This is a genomic window from Rhodospirillales bacterium, assembly GCA_016699855.1.
Taxonomy (GTDB): Bacteria; Pseudomonadota; Alphaproteobacteria; order Reyranellales; family Reyranellaceae.
In genome coordinates this window covers 611818-631041 of sequence record CP064988.1, presented here as the reverse complement: position 1 = coordinate 631041, position 19224 = coordinate 611818, and the positions used below count along the sequence as shown (strand labels likewise).

Annotated in this window: 19 protein-coding genes; 9 read left to right on the top strand and 10 right to left on the bottom strand. The window is 71.3% G+C overall.

What is annotated here, in order from left to right:
* Positions 1–8: 8 nt before the first annotated feature.
* The 6 genes from IPK81_03025 to IPK81_03000 form a co-directional block, all read right to left on the bottom strand.
* Positions 9–2393 (bottom strand): SDR family NAD(P)-dependent oxidoreductase, encoded by a 2385-nt coding sequence (locus IPK81_03025; protein ID QQS13244.1) that lies wholly within the window; start codon positions 2391–2393, stop codon positions 9–11.
* A gap of 76 nt (positions 2394–2469) precedes the next feature.
* Positions 2470–3654 carry a class I SAM-dependent methyltransferase gene (locus IPK81_03020; protein ID QQS13243.1) on the bottom strand — a complete coding sequence of 395 codons (1185 nt, stop codon included), beginning with the start codon at positions 3652–3654 and terminating at the stop codon, positions 2470–2472.
* The gene (locus IPK81_03015; protein ID QQS13242.1) at positions 3651–4478 is read right to left on the bottom strand and encodes a DUF1365 domain-containing protein; all 828 of its coding nucleotides are present in this window, start codon (positions 4476–4478) and stop codon (positions 3651–3653) included. Before IPK81_03015 ends, IPK81_03020 begins: the two co-directional genes overlap by 4 nt.
* A complete protein-coding gene (locus IPK81_03010) occupies positions 4475–5752 on the bottom strand; it encodes an FAD-dependent oxidoreductase (GenBank protein QQS14936.1) in 1278 nt (425 codons plus the stop codon). The genes IPK81_03015 and IPK81_03010 overlap by 4 nt, the downstream gene beginning before the upstream one ends.
* Positions 5753–5781: 29 nt before the next feature.
* Positions 5782–7224 (bottom strand): deoxyribodipyrimidine photo-lyase, encoded by a 1443-nt coding sequence (locus tag IPK81_03005; GenBank protein ID QQS13241.1) that lies wholly within the window; start codon positions 7222–7224, stop codon positions 5782–5784.
* Positions 7225–7366: 142 nt separating this feature from the next.
* Positions 7367–8170 (bottom strand): DUF1849 family protein, encoded by an 804-nt coding sequence (locus IPK81_03000; protein QQS13240.1) that lies wholly within the window; start codon positions 8168–8170, stop codon positions 7367–7369.
* A gap of 83 nt (positions 8171–8253) precedes the next feature.
* On the opposite strand from IPK81_03000, the gene IPK81_02995 reads away from it, so the two are divergent.
* Complete coding sequence (locus IPK81_02995; GenBank protein QQS13239.1) at positions 8254–8802, top strand: L,D-transpeptidase family protein; 549 nt, start codon at positions 8254–8256, stop codon at positions 8800–8802.
* Between the two features lie 52 nt (positions 8803–8854).
* Positions 8855–9808 (top strand): endonuclease/exonuclease/phosphatase family protein, encoded by a 954-nt coding sequence (locus IPK81_02990; protein QQS13238.1) that lies wholly within the window; start codon positions 8855–8857, stop codon positions 9806–9808.
* A gap of 13 nt (positions 9809–9821) precedes the next feature.
* On the opposite strand, the gene IPK81_02985 is transcribed toward IPK81_02990, so the two are convergent.
* Both IPK81_02985 and IPK81_02980 read right to left on the bottom strand, forming a co-directional pair.
* On the bottom strand, positions 9822–10289 hold the full coding sequence (locus IPK81_02985) for a hypothetical protein (GenBank protein QQS13237.1): 468 nt from the start codon (positions 10287–10289) through the stop codon (positions 9822–9824).
* Positions 10290–10294: 5 nt separating this feature from the next.
* The gene (locus IPK81_02980; protein QQS13236.1) at positions 10295–11137 is read right to left on the bottom strand and encodes a hypothetical protein; all 843 of its coding nucleotides are present in this window, start codon (positions 11135–11137) and stop codon (positions 10295–10297) included.
* 178 nt (positions 11138–11315) lie between these two features.
* On the opposite strand from IPK81_02980, the gene IPK81_02975 reads away from it, so the two are divergent.
* Positions 11316–12311 (top strand): tripartite tricarboxylate transporter substrate binding protein, encoded by a 996-nt coding sequence (locus IPK81_02975; protein ID QQS13235.1) that lies wholly within the window; start codon positions 11316–11318, stop codon positions 12309–12311.
* 57 nt (positions 12312–12368) lie between these two features.
* The gene (locus tag IPK81_02970; protein ID QQS13234.1) at positions 12369–13745 is read left to right on the top strand and encodes an MATE family efflux transporter; all 1377 of its coding nucleotides are present in this window, start codon (positions 12369–12371) and stop codon (positions 13743–13745) included.
* Positions 13746–13748: 3 nt separating this feature from the next.
* Here IPK81_02970 and IPK81_02965 read toward each other — a convergent pair whose 3' ends face one another.
* Positions 13749–14582, bottom strand: a complete 834-nt coding sequence (locus IPK81_02965; GenBank protein ID QQS14935.1) for an alpha/beta hydrolase — start codon at positions 14580–14582, stop codon at positions 13749–13751.
* Between the two features lie 263 nt (positions 14583–14845).
* Here IPK81_02965 and pdeM point away from each other — a divergent pair, with 263 nt between their 5' ends.
* The gene (gene pdeM, locus IPK81_02960; protein ID QQS13233.1) at positions 14846–15556 is read left to right on the top strand and encodes a ligase-associated DNA damage response endonuclease PdeM; all 711 of its coding nucleotides are present in this window, start codon (positions 14846–14848) and stop codon (positions 15554–15556) included.
* Here pdeM and IPK81_02955 read toward each other — a convergent pair.
* Positions 15553–16350 carry a hypothetical protein gene (locus IPK81_02955; GenBank protein ID QQS13232.1) on the bottom strand — a complete coding sequence of 266 codons (798 nt, stop codon included), beginning with the start codon at positions 16348–16350 and terminating at the stop codon, positions 15553–15555. The genes pdeM and IPK81_02955 overlap by 4 nt on opposite strands.
* A gap of 28 nt (positions 16351–16378) precedes the next feature.
* On the opposite strand from IPK81_02955, the gene IPK81_02950 reads away from it, so the two are divergent.
* Genes IPK81_02950 through IPK81_02935 form a run of 4 tightly spaced genes read left to right on the top strand, consistent with a single transcriptional unit; the run spans position 16379 to position 19224 of the window.
* On the top strand, positions 16379–17149 hold the full coding sequence (locus tag IPK81_02950) for a molybdenum cofactor guanylyltransferase (GenBank protein ID QQS13231.1): 771 nt from the start codon (positions 16379–16381) through the stop codon (positions 17147–17149).
* A gap of 41 nt (positions 17150–17190) precedes the next feature.
* A complete protein-coding gene (locus IPK81_02945) occupies positions 17191–17499 on the top strand; it encodes a DUF2282 domain-containing protein (protein ID QQS13230.1) in 309 nt (102 codons plus the stop codon).
* Positions 17500–17512: 13 nt separating this feature from the next.
* The gene (locus IPK81_02940; GenBank protein ID QQS13229.1) at positions 17513–18421 is read left to right on the top strand and encodes a DUF692 domain-containing protein; all 909 of its coding nucleotides are present in this window, start codon (positions 17513–17515) and stop codon (positions 18419–18421) included.
* The gene (locus tag IPK81_02935; GenBank protein ID QQS13228.1) at positions 18418–19224 is read left to right on the top strand and encodes a putative DNA-binding domain-containing protein; all 807 of its coding nucleotides are present in this window, start codon (positions 18418–18420) and stop codon (positions 19222–19224) included. Before IPK81_02940 ends, IPK81_02935 begins: the two co-directional genes overlap by 4 nt.

The window sequence follows — 19224 nt, the reverse complement described above, 5'->3', positions numbered from 1 at the left end:
GCGGCCGCCTACATGCCGGTCATCCGGCGGATGGCCGGAAGCGCGATGCCGTAGGGCAGGACGCGCAGCAGCTTCAGCAACAGCGTGAAGCGCTTCGGGAAATGGATCTCGAAGCGGCTCGACTCGAGGCCGCGCACGATCCGCGCCGCCGCGTCGTCGACCCGCAGACGCGCCGGCATCGGGAAGTCGTTGCGGTCCGTGAGTGGCGTCTCGACGAACCCCGGACACACGAGCTGGACCTTGACGCCACGCGGCGCGAGGTCGAGACGCAGCGTCTCCGCGAAGTTGATCAACGCCGCCTTGCCCGGGCCGTAGGCAAGCGCCGTCGGCAGGCCGATGTATCCCGCGACGCTCGACACCACGGCGATATGCCCGGAGCCCGCGGCGAGGAAGCCGGGAACGATGGCGGCGACGCCGTTGAAGGCGCCGAGCACGTTGGTCTCGAGCAACCGGCGCGCGGCCTCGAGGTCGATCGCGTCGGCGCGCATCGGCGTGTGCGTACCGGCGTTGAGCACGGCGACGTCGAGTCCGCCCCATGCGTCGAGGATCCGCGCGACGGCTTCGCGCATGGCGGTGGCGTCGGCCACGTCGGCTGGAAGGGCGAGATGGCCATCACCGGGCAGCCCGGCGACGGCGGCGGCCAGGGCATCGGCGGTCCGCGCCGTGCCGGCGATCCTCGCGCCGCGCATGGCCAGAGCCGTGGCCAGCGCTCGCCCGATGCCGCTGGACGCGCCGGTGATCCAGACTCGGCGGCCCCGCCAGATCGTCGCCATGGCGTTCGTGGTACCGTCCGCCTCAATGGCCCTTGAGGAGGACGTCGCGCGCCGCCGGCCGGTCGGCCTCGACCCGCATATACCAGAGCAGCGCCGCGCTAGCAGTTTCACCAGCACCGGCAGGACGATGTAGACGATCACCAGCGCCTGCGTGTCGAAGCTCCCGGCGCCGGGATTGAAGCCGAGCCACTGGGCGATGGGCAGCGAGAACGCCGCGCCGATCGCGGTGGCCGCCTTGGTCGCCAGCGCCCACAACCCGAAATAGGCGCCGGTCTCGCCGCGCGTGTCCTTGCCGTCCGCGGCGTTGATGGTGTCCGCCAGGATCGACGGCGGCAGGCCGTAGTCGGCGCCGAGCCCGAGGCCGGTGACCGCCGAGATGGCGACGAACATCCAGATCTGGCCGGGGCCGAAGAACACCGCGCCGGTCATCGCCACCGACGTCATCGCGATGCCGATGAACCACGCCGCCGTCTTGCTCGTGCGCTTGGAGAGCCACATCCACAGCGGCACGCTGGCGGCGCCGGCCACGAAGTAGGTGAGGAGGATGATGCCGGTGTCGGTCTTGGTGCCCTTCAGCACGTGCTCGACGTAGAACAGCATCACGCTGACGGCGATCCCGAGCGCCGATCCGTTGACGACGAACACCAGCAACAGCCGGCGGAACAGACGGTTTTTCAACGGCCGGAGGAACTCGAAGAAGAACTCCGTCCAGGCGCGCCGGCCGGTGCCGTGCGGGTTCATGGCGACCAGCGTCCGGCCGAGCCACCGCATCCGGGTCGTCGCGAGGAAGTCGGTGAACTGCCCGAACGTCACGTGCATGGCGCGTTCCTTGACCGGGCCGTGGACGCTCGGCGGCGAGCGCAGCAGGCTCGGCACCGCGGTGATCAGAGCGATCGCCACGAACAGCAGCCCGAACATGCCGTAGCCGCGGATCTCGGCCTCGTGCTGGGCCGCCTTGAGCTTCGCCTGGGCGGCGGCGAGCGCGATCTGGTCGCCGGCGGCCTTGGCGGCGGCCAGCGCGTCGGTCGCAGCGGCGGCCGCCGCCTTGGTCTCGGCGAAGAAATTCGGGCTGGTGAGCAGCGCCGGCAGGACCACGGCCAGGGTCATGCCGGTCAGGCCGAACACCTCGCGGCCGACCGTGACCTTGGTGCGCTCGTTGTAGTCGTCGCTGAGCTCGGCGCCGTGGGCGTGGTAGGTGATCGACACGCCGGCGTAGCCGAGATGGACGACGATGAGCGACACCAGCAGCCATATCTGCAGGCCGGTGCGCCCGAGCAGCTCGGCCGGCGGATAGAACAGGGCGACGAAACCGCCGATCAGCGCCGGCACCATCAAGGCGGCCAGCAGCAGCCGTCCGTTCCGCCGCTTGGTCATCCGGTCGCTGATCAGCCCGATCAGCGGATCCTGGAGCGCGTCGATGATGCGGGTGACGATCAGATAGACGCCGAGCGCCGCCAGCGGCAGTCCGAGCGTCTCGCCGTAGAATTTCGGCACGTTGAGGACGACGGGCAGCGCGCACATCGCCAGCGGCAACTGCAGCGTCGAGTAGGCCACCAGGCGGTCCATCGGAATCTTGACATGCGTCGCCGGGTTGGCGGCGGCGCTGACGGGATGCTGCACGGAGGCCTGCCTGTCTTAGGAGCTGTTGTTCGGGGAGATATGCGGTCGCCGGCCGTGTCCGCAAGGGGGGCGCGGTTCACCCGGCGTGGGTGAACTCCGCCTGGACGACGTCGGTGCGGCGGGTCGTGAAGCCGGCGGCGCAGTACGCGAGGTAATAGCGCCACAGCCGCACGAAGCGGTCGTCGAAGCCCAGGGACTTCACGCCGCCAACGCGTTGGTCGAAGCGCTCGAGCCACGAACGCAGGGTGCGCGCGTAGTCGGGTCCGAAGCCGAACTCGCCGGCCAGTCGCAGGCCGACGCGCCGCGCCTGCTCGACCAGGATGGACGAGGTCGGCAGCATGCCGCCGGGGAACACGTAGGTCTGGATGAAATCGGCCCGCCGCCGGTAGCTGTGGAAGAACGAGTCCGCGATGGTGATAGCCTGCACGATCGCCTTGCCGCCAGGGTTCAACCGCTGCTTTAGAGTGGCGAAGTACGACGGCCAGTGGCGCTCGCCGACCGCCTCGATCATCTCGATCGAGACGATGTGGTCGTAGGCGCCAGTGGCGTCGCGGTAGTCGCAGAACTCGATCCTGGCGTTGGCGTCCAGCCCCTGGCGTGCCAGACGTTCGCGCGCGAACGACATCTGACGCTCCGAGATCGTCAGCCCGGTCACGCGCAGGCCGCGCCGCGCGGCCGTCTCGGCGAAGCCGCCCCAGCCGCACCCGATCTCCAGCAGCGTGTCACCCTGCCGCGTGCCGAGGCGGTCGAGGATGCGCTCGTACTTGGCGCGTTGCGCGGCGTCGAGCGGCCGCGAGGCGTCGTCGCCGTACAGCGCCGAGGAGTAGGTCATCGTCGGGTCGAGCCACAGCGCGTAGAACTCGTTGCCGAGATCGTAGTGGGTATGGATGTTGCGGCGCGCCCCGCCACGGGTGTTGTCGCGCACGAGATGCCGCAGCCGCAGCACCAGATTGCGCCACCAGCGGCCATAGGCGATGCCGCCGAGGCCGGACTCGTTGACCGCCAGCAGCTCGATCAGGCGCACGAGGTCGGGCGTGTCGCACTCCCCGGCCGCATAACCCTCCGCGAGGCCGATATCTCCGGCGGAGAGCACCCGCGTGAACAGCTTCCAGTCGTTGACCCGGAGTTCCGCGGCCGGCCCGGGCTCCGCGCCTTCGAAGCGTCGGCGCGAGCCGTCCGGCAAGACGAGGTCGAGGCTGCCGGCTTTCAGGCGTTGCAAGGCGCGCAACGCGAGCCCCGCGGCGGGCGGCGTCTCAGTCATCTCGTCGTCGTCTCCCTCGGCGGATCGGGCTTTCTGAAGAACCGCGCCCGTTTCCGCCATAGCCTCAACGCCTGCCAGTGTATCCGGAAAACCACCCCGATTGTCATCAGCGGATTGCGCACGATCCAGCGGCGGACCGCCCGGTCGTCCAGCGGCGCGCGGCGCCCGGCGACGGAGGTCGTCAGGATCGGACCGTCGCCGTCGCGCAGCTGGATGTCGACCCGGACATGGTCCGCGGCCAGCCGGAACCGGAAGCGGTAGATGCCGGCCACCGCCAGGAACGGCGACACGTGGAACGCCTTGCGGCCCTCCAGCCAGTCGTCGGGCGCGATCGGGCGGCGGTCCTCGTGGAACACCAGGTAGTTGTGGCGCTCGCCGAAGGTGTTTGACACCGCGCACAGCACGGCGCGCAGGGCGCCCGCCGAGTCGTGGCAGTACCAGAAGCTGACGGGGTTGAAGACGTAGCCAAGCAGCCGCGGCGAGGTCTGGAGGACGACGCGGCCATCGCAGATCGAGTCCAGGCCCCAGGCTGAGAGCTCCGCTCGGATCCACGTCGCCAAATCGCCGCCGTCGCGCGCGCCGTGGTCGCGCCGGTGGAACGAGACCGGCGCCGCCCGGTCGACTCCGAACCCTGGCCGGTCGAGCGCGTCGATCTCGTCGAGGGCGACCGTCAGATAGGAGACGCGGTAGCGGAACGCGTGCGGACGCGGCCGTAGCCGGGCGTGGGAAACCTCCGCGGTCAGCAGGCCGGCCGCGACCGGGGCGCGCCGGGCCGGGACGCCGGCGTGCGCCGCGCTGGACCGCCGGCCGGCCGCGACGCTCATCGGCCGTCGACGCGCGACGGCGGCCGCGGCCAGGGCCGACGCGCGCCGAGGCGCTCGGCGGCGTCGAGGCCGGCGGCGAGCGCGTCCTCGTGGAAGCCGTAGCCGCAGTAGCTGCCGCAGAATTCGATGCCGCCCGTCCCCTGGATCTCGGGCAACCGCCGTTGCGCCTCCAGCGCGGCGCGGTCGAACAGCGGATGCTCATAGTCGAAGGCGGCGAACACCGCCTCGTCGCGCGGCGGCCGCGAGGGGTTGAGCGACACGAACAGATCGCGCGCGGGGTCGAGGCCCTGCAGCCGGTTCATCCAGTAGGTCAGGCTGGCGGGCGACTCCCAGTCGCCCTCCGGCGCCACGTAGTTCCAGCTCGACCACACCGCGCGCCGCGTCGGCATGACCGCCGCGTCGGCGTGCAGGACGGCGTGGTTGCGGGCATAGCGGAAGGAACCGAGGATCGAGCGCTCCCGCTCGCTGGGCGAGTCGAGCAGCGTCAGCGCCTGGTCGCCGTGCGTGGCGACCACGACGGCGTCGAACGAGTCCCATTGTCCGGCGCCGTCGCGGATCCGGGCACGAGGCCCGTCGCGCACGATCGTCGTCGCGGGAGTCGAAAGCCGGACCTCGGCGCGCGCCGGCACCGCCAGCTTCTCGACGTAGGCGCGGCTGCCGCCGGCCACGGTGCGCCAGCGCAGCTGGTCGGCGACGCGCAGCAAACCGTGGTTCGAGAAGAAGCGCACCAGCGTCTGCGCGGGATACGCCAGCATGTCGCGCATCGGCGCCGACCAGATGCATCCCGCCATCGGCACGAGATAGCGCTGCGCGAACGACAGGGGGTAGCCGTTCGCGGCGAGGTAGCCGCCCAGTGTCAGCGACAGGTCCTCGGCCTCCGTGAGCAGGCGCGGCGCCTCGCGGTTGAAGCGCAGGATGTCGCCGAGCAGCCGCCAATGCCGCGGCCGCAGGACGTTGGCGGGCTGGCCGACGAACGGCAGCCAGCCGCTGCCATATTCGTAGCGGCCGCCGTCGAGGCTGACCGCGAAGCTCATGTCGCTCCAATGCGTAGCGACCCCGATGTGGTCGAGAAGCGCGACGAGATTCGGATAGTTCGGCTCGTTGAACACGATGAAGCCGGTGTCGACCGGGACGATCCGCCCATCGATCGGGACGTCGACCGTGTTGCTGTGGCCGCCGAGGCGGGCCTCCTTCTCGTAGACGACGACTTCGTTGGCGGCCGACAGCAGCCACGCCGCGCCGAGACCGGCGACGCCGGAGCCGACGACCGCGATGCGGGCGGGCCGGCGGGCGGGCGCGGCGCTCACGTCGCGCCGCGCCGCAACGAGGCGAACGCCTCGAGCGCGCGCGCCCGCGACGCCGCGAGGTCGACGACCGGCTCGGGATAGGTCGCGCCGAGCGTCACGCCGGCCTTCCGCAGGACCGACGCGCCGGCGGTCCACGGCTTGTGGATGAAGTCGTCGGGCAACGCCGCGAGCTCGGGTATGTAGCGACGCACGTAGGCGCCGGCGGAATCGAAGCGCTCGCCTTGAAGCACGGGATTGAAGACCCTGAAGAACGGCGCGGCGTCGGCGCCGCAGCCCGCGACCCACTGCCAGCCGGCCGCGTTGTTGGCGAGGTCGGCGTCGACCAGCGTGTCCCAGAACCAAGCCTCGCCGTCCCGCCATGGCTGGAGGAGGTTCTTCACCAGGAACGAGCCGACGACCATGCGCACGCGGTTGTGCATCCAGCCGGTGCGCCAGAGTTGACGCATGCCGGCGTCGACGATCGGCACCCCGGTGGCGCCCTTCCGCCAGGCGGCGAGGAGCGCCGGGGACGGCCGCCAGGGGAACGCGGCGAACTCCGGACGCACGGGATTCTCGGGCAGGGATTCCTCGTGGAACAACTGATGGTGACAGAACTCGCGCCACAACAGCTCGGCGAGGAACTTCGCCGGGCCGTCGCCGCCTTCCGACCGTTCTACGTCACGCGCGCCCATCCAGATCTGTCGTGGTCCGATCTCGCCGAGCGCGAGGTGCGGCGACAGCCGCGAGGTGCCGTCGACATCTGGCCGGTCGCGCCGCGCCGCGTAGCGGGCGAGCCCACCGTCGAGGAAGGACGCGAGACGGGTGCGCGCACCGGCCTCACCCGGCGTCCAGGTCTCGCGCAGACCGCCGGCCCAGTCCGGCGATCGCGGCAGCAAGCGCCACGAGTCCAGCGGATCGGAGTCCGGCCATGACGCGGGCGCCGGGATCCGCAGGGGCGCCGGCAGCGGGGCGGCGGGCTCGGGAAGGGCGCGGCAGGCCTTCACGAACGGCGTGTAGACTCGGAAATGGCCGCCGGCCTTGGTGCGCACCGTGAGCGGCTCGAACAGGAGGGCGGCGTTGAAGCTCTCGGCTGCGACGCCGTCCTCGCGGAGTCCCGATTTGATGACGCCGTCCAAGGACCGGCCGGGGGCGTCGTAGCGGCGGTTCCATAGGACGCTCGAGGCGCCGGTCTCGCGCTGGAGCGCGCGGATCGCCTGATCCGCCGGTCCGCGGCGCAGGACGAGCCGCGATCCGCGCGCGCGCAGATCCGAGTCGAGGGCGGCGAGGCTGTGGTGGAGCCACCAGCGTTGCGCCGCCCCCGTGCGCCAGTCGCCGCCGGTCGACTCGTCGAGGATGTACACGGGCACCACCGGCGCGCCGCGCGCGATGGCGGCGGCGACGGCCGGGTTGTCCGCCAGCCGCAGGTCGCGGCGAAACCAGACGATCGTGCACTTGGCCATTCCGCGCCGTCGACTCCCCGGCCCGCGCGTCGCGGCGGGCTGGCGGTCATACAACGCGAACGCGCGATGAACCTAAGTGAATATTCCGTGAGGTGGCACGACGGATCGGCCCACCATCCGGGATCGCCGCGCGGCGATCGGCCTAGGAGCTGGGGCAGGTCGGGACTGGCAACGGCTGGAACGCGACGAGGTCGGCGCCGGCCGCGATCAGGCCGCTTTCGATCGACAGCCGGTCGAGCGCGCCATTCTCGTAGATCAGGCCCGTCAGCGTGAACAACGGTCTGCCGCCTTCGCGCGCGCGGGTGAACGCGATGGTCACCGGCCAGGCGCGGGCGTCGGGCACCGGGGAGTCTATCCGCGCTGGCCGAAGCATGTCGGCGGAGGCCAATCCGCCGTCGACCAGCAGCGCGCCCGACGTGAGTTCGGGATCGAACACCGTGAACGAGAACACCGTGCGTCCGCCCTTCAGGGCGTCGATCACGCGCGCGATCGCCTGGACCGGCATCGAGACTCCGCCGGGGAGATCGATCGCGACCGGCGCGCGGCCGCCGACGGTGATCTCGGCGCGGGCGCCGGAACGGCTGGAGACCGCCCAACCGGCGTGACGCTCCGTCGTCGCGCCCTGGCTGCGGTCGACCTTGTAGTCGAAGCGCGCGGCCCCGCGTGGTTCCTGGCCCTTCAACCGCGACTCGGTGGTCAGGCGCAACGCCGGTCCCAGCGCGATGTCGGTCGCCACGTCGCGCTCGATCCGCCACGTCCGGCAGTCGTGCGTGAGCTGCTGGCGCGCGGTGCCGATCCGCATACCGTCGGGCGCGGTCCCGAAGCGGACGATGTACGTCGCCTCGTGCGGGACGAGGTCGGCCGCCACCGCCATCCGCGCGCCCATCGCGGCGATCAGCATGCCGAGCAGTCGGACGACCACCGGCCCCGTCGCGGAAAAGCCCATGCCGATACCCTCGCCGCGCCGGGCGCCCCCGGTGGGGCGCCGTCGGGCGTGACCTAGGTTGGATTGTGGGCGATCCTGTGGCGATGTCGATCGACCGCCTATTGATCGCGTGTGTCGTCGCCGCCGTCGTCGTCGCGCTCGGCGCGATCCTCCTCGTCGCCATGGAGCGCCATGTGCCGGCTTCAGCGCCACCGACCGCCGCGGCCGAACAGGCCGATCTGATCGAGGTCCACAAGGCGGCCCGACGCATGGTGCTGAGCCGCGACGGGCGCGTGCTGCGAGAGTACCGGATCGCCCTCGGAATCGACGCCGTCGGCGCCAAGCGCCGCCAGGGTGACGGCCGCACGCCGGAAGGTCGCTACGTCATCGACTGGCGCAATGGGCGCAGCCTTTTCCACCTGTCGCTTCACGTGTCGTACCCCGATCCGGCCGATGTCGAGCGGGCACGTGAAGCCGGAGTCGATCCGGGTGGCGACATCATGATCCACGGACAGCCGAACGGGCGGGGCTGGCTGGCGTGGTGGCGGCAGCGTCGCGACTGGACGGCGGGATGCGTCGCGGTGACCGACGCCGAGATGCGGGAGATCTGGTCGCTCGTCCCCGACGGCGCGGCGATCGTCATCCACCCCTGACAGCCGAGCCGGCGGGTGTTAGCATCGCCGCGCGCAACCGGTGGAGGCGGCGATGTTCCACGGCAACGTGTCGCTCGAGATCGCGAAGGGCCTCAAGACCCTCGGGTCGCGCATCGAGGCCGCGAATATCCCGTCGTCGAAACTCGACGAGACGCTGAACATCGCGACCTGGAACATACGCGAGTTCGGCCGGAAGCGGCGCAGCGAGGCGGCGATCCACTACATCGCGGAGATCATCGGCCAGTTCGACGTGGTCGGGATCGTCGAGCTGCGCGACGACCTGTCGGATCTCGCGCGGGTGCTGCCGATCCTCGGGCCGTACTGGCGCGCGGTCTACTCCGACGCGATGCCCGACCCTGGCGGCAACCGCGAGCGCGTCGCCTACGTCTACGACACGCGGGCGGCCGTGTTCACGGGACTGGCGGCCGAGGCGCAGACTCCGCGCGCGAAGAAGGGCACGGAGTACCTGCCGCAGGAATCGTTCTGGCGCGCGCCGTACCTGGCCTCGTTCCGCGCCGGGGACTTCGACTTCGTGCTTCTGACGACGCACGTGCGCTGGAGCGAGGAGGGCGACCGGCTGCGCGAGCTGGAGCTGCTTGCCAACTGGATCGAGGCGAAGCGCCTCGACAGGACCAACGAGGACCGCGATCTTCTGGTCATGGGTGACTTCAACATCCCCACCACCAACGGGCCGCACTTCAAGGCGATCACGAAGCACGGTCTGCAGATTCCGCGGGCGCTGCGCGGCCTGACGCACGGCTCGAATCTGGAGAAGGACAAGCGCTACGACCAGATCCTGCACTACGCGACGTTTCACGAGAATTTCAGCGGCGCCGGCGGGGTCGTCGACTTCTACGCCGGGAACCACAAGCCGCTGTTCCCGGATATCGACAAGGCGGCGTTCACCTACCAGATGTCGGACCACCTGCCGCTGTGGATGCAGATCCGCACGGACATCGACTCGCAGAAGCTCGATCAGCTCATCCAGGTGAAGGACAAGGGCTGAACCGCGCCGACGATCACTTCGGCGCAGCGCCCGGCAGGTCGAATGGCGGTCCGGCGAACGTCGCGCCGCCGTCGCAGGAGGTCGCCATGAAGCGGAACCGGCCGGGGCCGTGGTAGGCGTTGGCGCGGCATCCCTCGGCGCATTGGCCGCCGCACTGCAGGCCGTTCCAGCGCGGCGGGGCGAGCGTCGCGCCGGCCGCCAGCGTCGTGCACGAGGGGATCGGCGGCATATTGCAGACCGCCACGAGGTCGACGACGGCCTCCACCGGAACCCAATTTCCGCCGTCGAGCCGCTCGACCGAGAGCCGGGTTTTGAGGCTGATCGCGGGTCCCGAATTGACCACCGCGAACGCGCCGGGCGGGTCGAGGTTGCGGATCGAGACCTGGTCGGCCGCGCGCGCGCAGGGCGCGGCGGCGACGGCGACCAGCAGGAGGCGCCAGATCAGCGCGGCCGTCCCGGCCAGGATGGTTGAGGGCGACATGGCGGTCACGGCCGCCGGACGTCGAAGTTCTGCCAGACGCTGGCCTGGTGTCGGTTCGGCGAGGCCACTTGCGCGACGGCCGCGGTCGCGGCCTGGAACACCTGGTTGCAGTTCTGCGTCTGCGCGCTGGTCAGCACGCCGGTGAACCGCCGGTCGCTCGGCGTGCCCATGATGACATGGCTGAGATTGGCGCCCATTCCGGCCTCGACGCGGCGGATCGAGTAGGCGGTCGGCGGGTTGGTGAAGTTGCGCGGCGTGAAGGCGCCCTGCCAGTGCTGGTTCCAGTAGAACGACGCCTGGTGGTGGAAGGCGCCGGCGGGATCGCGCACCGTCAGCACGGTGCAGAAATGGAACTCGAGCTGCGCCTCGGCGATGTAGTTGGGCTGCCCGGTCTTGATGTTCTGCTCGACCAGATTGGCGCTGTCGGAGGGCCGGTCGAAGAACGACACCGTCAGCTTCAACGGGAACGTCGATGTCGCCGTGCCCGTCGCCGTGCCGTTGGACGCCGCCGACGTGTTGTAGAAGATCGTGTTGGCGGCGCCCACGCTGTCGCGGCACGCCTGCGCCGGGCGGGCTGGCGGCCGGCCGCGCTGCAGGAACAGGCTGCCGTCGGCGTTGGTCCGGCCGCCGTAGTATACCCAGTTGGTCTCGATCCACTGCGCCTGGAGGAACCCGACGGTCCAGTTGCTCGCGTCGTCTCCGGCTGCGCCGTTGAGCGTCACTTCGCCGGTCGCCCGGATCGGGCCGCCTGTGAACGACATGACGGAGCCGTTGAGGGCGGGAGTGTTCACCGTGGGGCGTGTTCCGACGTGGATCTTGGCGGAGCGCGGCGCGATGGTGATGGTCATCGCCATCCTCCCGGGTCTGGGGTATCGGAGACCTAGTTAATGAGTAAACGCCCGCGCATCTTTTTCGTCAAGGCGGCACCGCAATGATCCACCGCAACCCCGCCGTGCGTCGGCGTGGGGTCGTCGCGCGCCGGCGGTCCTGTACGGTTCCGCCGCGTTCGGCGGCGGGAGGGATTGCATGTATCGGTCGGCCCGGCGGTTCATCGGCTCGGTCCCGCGATTCACCGCCGTGGTGGTGGCGGCGCTGTCGTCGGCCGGCGCGCCGGCCATGGCGCAGAAGTATCCGGATCGTCCTGTCAAAATCGTGGCGCCGTTCGCGCCCGGCGGCGGCGTGGACCTCGCGGCGCGCCTGGTCGCTGAGAAACTCCAACCGATCCTCGGCCAGCCCGTCATCGTCGAGAACAAGCCCGGCGCCGGCGCCATGATCGGCGCCGAGGCCGTCGCGAAGGCGGCGCCGGATGGCTACACGCTGCTGCTGACATCGAACTCGCTGGTCAACAGCCCGGTCCTGTTCGGTCGAGCGCCGTTCGACTGGCGCAAGGATTTTGCGTTCGTCAGCACGATCCTGACGCAGCCAATGGCGCTGATCGCGCATCCCGCGCTGCCGGCGGCGAGCGTCCAGGAGCTGATCGCGCTGGCGAAGAAGGACGGCGGCAAACTGTCGATGGCCACGGCGAGCGCCGGCTCGATCAACCACCTCGCCGGCGAACTCGTGCTCCAGAGCACCGGCGCGCGCTGGGAGATGGTGCACTACAAGGGCAGCGCGCCGGCCACCGCCGACCTCCTCGGAGGCCAGGTGCAGCTCCAGTTCGACCAGCTCGCCGCCGCGCTGCCGCATATCCGCGCCGGCAAGGTGAAGGCGCTGGCGGTCACGTCGCTGTCGCGCGCGCCGTCGCTGCCGGACGTGCCGACCATGGACGAGGCCGGGCTGAAGGGTTTCGAGGCGATCACGCTGTTCGGACTGATCGCGCCGGCGCGGACGCCGCCCGAGGTGGTCGCGGCCCTGGGCGCGGCGATGGAGAAGGTGCTCAAGGATCCGGCCGTGGTGGAGCGGTTCGCGGCGATGGGTAGCCAGGCGGTGTACTCGACGCCCGAGGGGCTGCGCGACGCCCTCGTGAAGCAGGCGGAGACCTGGACCACGGTGATCCAGCGCGCCAACATCAAGCTCGATTGATGGCCGTTCGTTGACCGCGCGTTCCCGCGACGATCCGGCACGGGAGGGGACAGGCCGATGCCGCCGATGACGCTCGCCGACCGGCGGCGGCGGATGCTCGACGGTCCGGTCGCGCGCACGATCCTGGCCTTGTCGGCGCCCAACGTCGCCGGCGTGGCCGGCCAGACCGCGGTGGCGATCGCCGACGCGTGGTTCGTCGGCAAGCTCGGCACCGTGCCGCTGGCCGCCCTGTCGCTGGTGTTCCCGACCCAGATGATGCTCGGCATGATGTCGGCCGGCGCGATGGGGGGCGGCGTGTCGTCGGCCGTGGCGCGCGCGCTGGGCGCCGGCGACCGGGCCCGCGCCGCGAGCGTCGCGACGCACGCCATCCTGCTCGGGCTCGGCATGTCCGCGCTGTTCGCGATCGTATTCGTCGGCTTCGGTCCGTCCGTCTACCGTTTGATCGGGGGCAGCGGCGAGGCGCTCGGCCAGGCCGTCCTGTTCGCGCGCGTGCTGTTCCTCGGCGCGGTCGTCGTATGGACCGCCAACATGTTCGCCTCGATTCTGCGCGGCTGCGGCGACACCGCGACGCCTGGGCGGGCGTTGCTGATCGGCGCGCTGGCGCAGGTCCCGCTGAGCGGCGCGCTGACGCTTGGGCTCGGCCCGATCCCCGCGCTGGGCGTGACCGGGCCGGCGGCGGCGGCGGTGCTGTCCTTCGCGCTGGCGGCGGCCATCATGGCGCGGCGGCTGTTCGGCGCCTCGGCGGCGTCGACTCTGGACGGAGCCGCCTGGCGCCAGAGCGGGGCGGTCTGGGTCGACATCCTGAAGGTCGGCATCGTCTCCAGCCTCGTGGTCGTGCTGACGAACGTCACGATCATGTCGGTGACCGGCCTCGTCGGCCGCGGCGGGCCGGCGGCGCTGGCGGGGTACGGCATCGGCAGCCGGCTCGAGTACATGCTGATCCCGATCGCGTTCGGCGTCGGCGCGGCCTTGACTGCGATGGTCGGCACCAATTTCGGCGCCGGCCGCTACCGCCGCGCGCGGCGCATCGCGTGGACCGGCGCGGCGATGGCCGGCGCCGCGGCGGGGCTGATCGGCCTGGTGGTGGCGGTGTTCCCCGACCTCTGGCTCGGCATGTTCACGCGCGATCCCGGCGTGCTGGCGCAGGGGCGCCTGTACCTCGCCATCGTCGGGCCGGTGTACGGGCTGTTCGGGCTGGCGATGGCGCTGTATTTCGCGTCTCAGGGCACCGGCAGCATGGTCTGGCCGCTCGGCGCCAACATCGCGCGCATCGCCATCGTGCTCGGTGGCGGCGGCGTCGTGCTCGATGGGCTCGGGCTGGGGACGGCGGCACTGTTCGCCTGCGTCGCCTGCGGGATCACCGTGTTCGCCGGCACGCTGTTCGGTTCGACGTTCTCGCGGACGTGGATTCCGCGTCCCGACACCAGGCCATGACGCCTACGTCAGGGCGGCGTCGCGCGCCTCCAGCGCCGCCGCGAGCCGCTCGCGCACGACGTCCGGCCGTTCCATCGGCAGGAAATGCGTCGTTCCCGGCAACGTCTCGACGATCGTCGAAGGCTGGACCGCCGCCGTCGCGCGGGTAGCCGAACCCGTCTCGGCGCGCAGGATCAATGTCGGCACGTCGAGTTTGGCGGCCAGAGCGTCGCCGTCGTGAAACGAGCCGGCGAAGGTCGCGGCCTCCCATGCCGGCGCGCACGTCAGCGCGACGCCGCCGTCCGTCGCGTCGTCGAACCCGTCCGCGACATAGTCGGCGAGCGCGCTTCCCGTCCACGTCGCGAAGGCGCCGCGGCCGACGTAGCTGGTGAACGCCTCGTCGCGCGACGCGAAGCGCGACCGGCGGCGGGCGGCGCCGCGCGCGATCGGTAGATGGGCGATCCGCGCCGCCTGATCGAGCGTGCGCGCGATGCGGTTCCACTCCGGCCCCGGGAGTACTGGATCGAGCAGCACGAGGCGGTCGGCCACGCGGCGGTCGCGCGCCACCGCCATGGCCGCCACGGCCCCGCCCATCGAGTGGCCCGCCAGCACCGGCGCGCGCTCCACGAGCGACGGCAGGATACCGGCCAGATCGTCGGCGTGGAAATCCCAGCCGTGGATGCGCCGCGGATCGGCGGTCAATGTCGACCGACCGTGCCCGCGCTGGTCCAGCGCGACGACGCGCCAGCGCGCGCCCAGCGGCGCCAGCAGCTCGCGGTACGTCAAGGCGTTGAAGCCCGTGGCGTGCAGGAATACGAGGTCGGGCGGTCCATCGGCGCCGAAGCGCAGGCCCGCCATCGTGCCGTCGCCCAGCGCGACGGCGAAGCGCTCGAACGCCACCGCGGCCACTCCCGGTACGCGGTCCTAGATATCGACGCCGTTGGCCGCCATCGAGCGGACGACGTCCTGGGCGGCGCTCAGGCGCCCCGGTTCGGCAGTGCGGGCGGTAGTGGGCATCGTCGGACTCCGTGCGGCGCGCTTCATGCGCCGCCACCATGGCCGAGGCGCGCGCCAGCGTCGAGACGCTTGAGAGGAGTCGATCGACGCGACATGGTGGGCGCATGAAGGCGGCGGCATTTCTCCTCGCGGGCGCGGCGCTGCGCGCGCGCGTCGACGGCGCGTTGTGGTGGCCGGAGGAGGGCGTTCTCGCGGTCGCCGATCTGCATCTCGAGAAGGGCTCGTGGTACGGCGCGCGCACCGGACAGATGCTGCCGCCCTACGATACGCGGGAGACCCTCGCGCGCCTGGCGCGGGCGATCGACGAGACGGCGCCGCGCCGCGTCGTCTGCCTCGGCGACAGCTTCCACGACGCCGCGGCGGCGGAGCGGATCGATCCGGCCGACGCCGCGGCGCTGGCGGCGTTGACGGCACGCGTCGCCGACTGGATATGGATCGTCGGCAACCACGATCCCGACCCGCCGCGCGGCTGGGGCGGCCGCGTCGCGCACGAGATCGCGCTCGCGCCGCTGGCGTTTCGCCACGAGGCCTCGCGCCTGCCGCTGGTCGACCATGCCGGCGAGATCTCGGGCCACTACCATCCCGTCGCGCCGCTTACCGTGCGCGGGCGGGGCTTGCGGCGACGCTGCTTCGTCACCGACGGACGACGCCTCGTGCTGCCGTCGTTCGGCGCCTACACCGGCGGCCTCAGCGCCCGCGACGACGCGATCGCAGGGCTGTTCTCGGGCGCGTACGACGCGATGGTGCTGGGCGACTCGGGCGTGCACCGCCTGCCCGCGAGCGCGCTGCGCGCCGATCCCGATTGGAGCGGCTAGAAGCCGTATTTGACGGTGACCTCGCCGAGGCCCTCGATCCGGCCGACCGCGGTCGTGCCCGGCGGGACGAACTGGCAGGCGACCATCGAGCCCGTCGAGACGATCATGCCCTTGCGGAGAGTCTTGCCGTGGTCCGCCAGCCGGTTCGCGACCCACGCCAGCGAATTGTAGCAATGTCCCAGCACGTCGCCGGAGTTGCCGCTGGCCACCACCTCGCCGTCGAACGACACCGTCCCCTTGAGGTTGCCGACATCGAGGTCGCGCCACTTCGGGTTCACCGGCGCCAGCAGCGAGCCCCAGTTCCAGCCGAGATCGATGATCAGCGCCATGGCCGACAGCCTGCTGTAGTCGGAGCCGCGGTCCTCGATCAGCTCGAAGCCGGCGCGCGCCGATTCGATGTACGGCGCGATGGTCTCCTTGTCGTACCGCTTGCCGCGCGCCGGCTTCGGCACGTCGGCGTTCACCGTGAGGATGATCTCGAGCTCCAGCCCGAGGCGCGTGTGGTTGGCGGCCTTGAGGGATGCCCGCTTCTGGAACACGCGGTTCTTGCGGATCGGGCCGTATGCCGGTTCCTTGAGACCCGTCTGCTTGAGGATCGCGGGCGAGGTGAGGCCGATCTTGTACCCGACCACCGGCCCGTCCTCGGCCACGACCCTGCGCAGGAAGGCGTCCTGGGCCGCGTAGGCGCCATCCTCCGTCCTCGGCGTCATCGCCTTCGGCCACCACGGCACGGTCGCGCCGGAGCGTCGCACCTTCCTCATGTAGCTGGCGATCTGGGCGGGCGTGGCGGGCATGCGTGTTCCTCCGATGGTTGGCCGCAGTGTGCCCAAGGCACGCGCGGGCGCCAAGCGCCTGTTGTCGAAGCGCGCGCCCGTCGGCCATAGTCGCGGCATGCCGCGCATCCATCCGCCGCTCGACCGCCCGATCCGCGTGGGCGCGCTGGTCGGCGCCGTGCTGGCGGGCGGCGAGGGGCGGCGCCTTGGGCCGGGACCGGAGAAGGCGTTCCGGCGTTTCAACGGCCGGCCGTTGATCGCGCACGTGCTCGAACGTCTGCGGCCGCAGGTGACGGACGTGGCTATCTGCGGCCATCTCGACGCCGGCCGTTTCGCGCGCTTCCGCGCGCCGGTGCTGTCCGACGCGGTCGTGGCCGATCCCGACGGACGCCGCCCGGGTCCGCTGGCGGGAATCCTCGCGGCGCTCGAATGGGCGCGCCGCGCGCATCCGTTCTGTCCGTGGGTGCTGACCGTGCCGGTCGATGTGCCGTTCCTGCCGCCCGATCTCACGGCCTATCTCGCCGGCCACATGCACGTGCCGGAAGCCGAGGTGCTGGCCGTGCGCTACCGCGGCCGGGTGCACCACACCGTCGCGGTGTGGTCGGTCGAGCTGCTGCCCGATCTGCGCCGCGCGGTCGTGGACGAGGGCGAGCGCAGCGTGCGCGCCTTCGCGGCGCGCCGCGAATCGGCCGTGTTCGACTGGCGCGGCGGGCGCGCGATCCGTTTCTCAATCTCAACACGCCGGCGGATTGGAGCCGGGCGGAGGCGTGGGCCGCTCCGGGGTCGTGAGCGCGTCTCACAGCTTCGTCAGATGCCTTGATTCGGTTATGGACGGGGACGGCGATATCGTACGCGCCGTCAATGGAGCGCGTCCGGGCAAGTCCGGCCGGCGCGCCTGAACCAAGGAGAACCATCGTGAGATCGAGCCACATCGCCATCGCCGCGGCCATCGCCGCCTCGCTCGCGACGCCGTCGCTGGTGTCTGCGCAGAAGGCGGCGGAGACCGAGAAGTGCTACGGGGTCGTCAAGGCCGGGCAGAACGACTGCCAGACGGCGACCAGCTCCTGCGCGGGCACGTCCAAGCGGGACGCCCAGAAGGACGCCTGGATCTCGGTGCCGAAGGGCACCTGCGCGAAAATCGTCGGCGCGTCCCTGACCGCCGGCAAGTGACGCCGCGGCGGCCATGACGCCCGCCGGTCCGGATTTCGACGTCGGCGTGCGCGCGACGCGGTCTGGTCCCGCCGCCCCGCACCCGGCGTTCGGCGTCGGGTTGCGGGCGCGGCACTTCGGCGAGATGGACGGAGCGCCGCCGCCGGTCGGTTTCTTCGAGATCCACGCCGAGAACTATCTTTCCGGCGGGCCGGCGCTGCGCCGCCTCGAACGTGTGCGCGAGGGGACCGCGCTCTCCGTACATGGCGTCGGTCTGTCGCTCGGGTCTGCCGAAGGACTTGATCCGGCCCATCTCCGCCGCGTCGCCGGGCTGGTGGATCGCCTCGATCCCGTCCTGGTCTCCGAGCACCTGTCGTGGAGCGTCGTCGGCGGCGCCTACCTGAACGATCTCCTGCCGCTGCCCTACACCGAGGAGTCGCTCGCGATCGTCGCCGCCAACGTCCGGTGGTTCCAAGACGCTGTACGTAGGCCCGTGTTGATCGAGAATCCTTCCAGCTACCTCGCGTTCCGCCATTCGACGATCCCCGAGCCCGAGTTCCTGATGGCGCTCGTCGCGCGCACTGGGTGCCGTCTGCTGTGCGACGTCAACAACGTCCACGTCTCCGGCCGCAATCTGGGATGGGATCCGCGCGTTTGGCTGGCGGGGATCGACGGTGCCGCCATCGGCGAGTTCCATCTCGCCGGCCACGCGGTCAACGACGCCGACGGAGAGGAGATCCTGATCGACGACCATGGCTCGCGTGTGAACGAGGCGGTGTGGGAGCTCTACCGCGACGCCGTCGCCCGCTATGGCGCCAGGCCGACGTTGATCGAATGGGACACCGACGTGCCGCCGCTCGACACGCTGCTCGACGAGGCGCGGCGCGCGGCGCGCGAGGCCGACGACGCGCTTCGCGCGCCGTTAGCGGAGACCGCGTCGTGAACGCGTCCGCCGCCGTTCGCCGGGGCGATGACCACGCGCGACCCACGTTGCTCGATGTGCAGCGGGCGTTCCGCACCCATATCCTCGATGGCGACGCCCCGGACCTCGCCGCGCGCGTCGTCGCCGACCGGATCGACGGCGGCGCGCGGCTGGCGGTCTACCGCCACCATGTCCTCACCAGCCTCGCCGCCGCGCTGGCCGCGACGTTCGCCACCGTCGAGCGGGTCGTCGGCTCCGGGTTCTTCGGCGCGCTCGCGCGGCGCCATGTCGTGGCCCATCCGCCGGCCGCGCCGGTGCTCGCGGAGTACGGTGCGGCCTTTCCGGCGTTCGTCGCCGCCGATCCGGCCTGCGCGACGCTTCCTTATCTCGCCGACGTGGCTCGTCTCGATTGGGCGCTGAACCGCGCCTACAACGCGCCGGCGGAAGCCGCGCTGACCGCGGCCACTCTCGCGGCCGTGCCCGCGGACGCGATCGGCGCGCTGCGCTTGCGGCACGTCGGTTCGGTGTCGATCGTCGAGTCGCCCTATCCGATCGACCGTATCTGGACGCTCGGCGACGATTCCACGACGGATCCGGTCGATCTCGGCGCGGGCGGAGCCGCGCTTCTGGTGTTCCAGCGCGACGATGACGCGGCGTTCGCGCCGCTCTCCGCCGGCGAGCTGGCGTTTCACGACGCGCTGCGGAGCGCTGGCGCGCTCGCGGCCGCCTACGAACGCGCGTGCGCCGTCGACCCCGCCTTCGATCTCGGCGGGGCGCTCGCGCGCGCGCTGGCGCTGGGCGTCCTTCGCGTCGACACGCCTTGA

Bases quoted from the DNA above. Each gene is read 5' to 3' on its own strand.
- IPK81_03020 (QQS13243.1), bottom strand. From the start codon at position 3,654: ATGACTGAGACGCCGCCCGCCGCGGGGCTCGCGTTGCGCGCCTTGCAA.
- IPK81_03015 (QQS13242.1), bottom strand. From the start codon at position 4,478: ATGAGCGTCGCGGCCGGCCGGCGGTCCAGCGCGGCGCACGCCGGCGTC.
- IPK81_03005 (QQS13241.1), bottom strand. From the start codon at position 7,224: ATGGCCAAGTGCACGATCGTCTGGTTTCGCCGCGACCTGCGGCTGGCG.
- IPK81_03000 (QQS13240.1), bottom strand. From the start codon at position 8,170: ATGGGCTTTTCCGCGACGGGGCCGGTGGTCGTCCGACTGCTCGGCATG.
- IPK81_02995 (QQS13239.1), top strand. From the start codon at position 8,254: ATGTCGATCGACCGCCTATTGATCGCGTGTGTCGTCGCCGCCGTCGTC.
- IPK81_02990 (QQS13238.1), top strand. From the start codon at position 8,855: ATGTTCCACGGCAACGTGTCGCTCGAGATCGCGAAGGGCCTCAAGACC.
- IPK81_02985 (QQS13237.1), bottom strand. From the start codon at position 10,289: ATGTCGCCCTCAACCATCCTGGCCGGGACGGCCGCGCTGATCTGGCGC.
- IPK81_02980 (QQS13236.1), bottom strand. From the start codon at position 11,137: ATGACCATCACCATCGCGCCGCGCTCCGCCAAGATCCACGTCGGAACA.
- IPK81_02975 (QQS13235.1), top strand. From the start codon at position 11,316: ATGTATCGGTCGGCCCGGCGGTTCATCGGCTCGGTCCCGCGATTCACC.
- IPK81_02970 (QQS13234.1), top strand. From the start codon at position 12,369: ATGCCGCCGATGACGCTCGCCGACCGGCGGCGGCGGATGCTCGACGGT.
- IPK81_02965 (QQS14935.1), bottom strand. From the start codon at position 14,582: ATGGCGGGCCTGCGCTTCGGCGCCGATGGACCGCCCGACCTCGTATTC.
- pdeM (QQS13233.1), top strand. From the start codon at position 14,846: ATGAAGGCGGCGGCATTTCTCCTCGCGGGCGCGGCGCTGCGCGCGCGC.
- IPK81_02955 (QQS13232.1), bottom strand. From the start codon at position 16,350: ATGCCCGCCACGCCCGCCCAGATCGCCAGCTACATGAGGAAGGTGCGA.
- IPK81_02945 (QQS13230.1), top strand. From the start codon at position 17,191: ATGGAGCGCGTCCGGGCAAGTCCGGCCGGCGCGCCTGAACCAAGGAGA.
- IPK81_02940 (QQS13229.1), top strand. From the start codon at position 17,513: ATGACGCCCGCCGGTCCGGATTTCGACGTCGGCGTGCGCGCGACGCGG.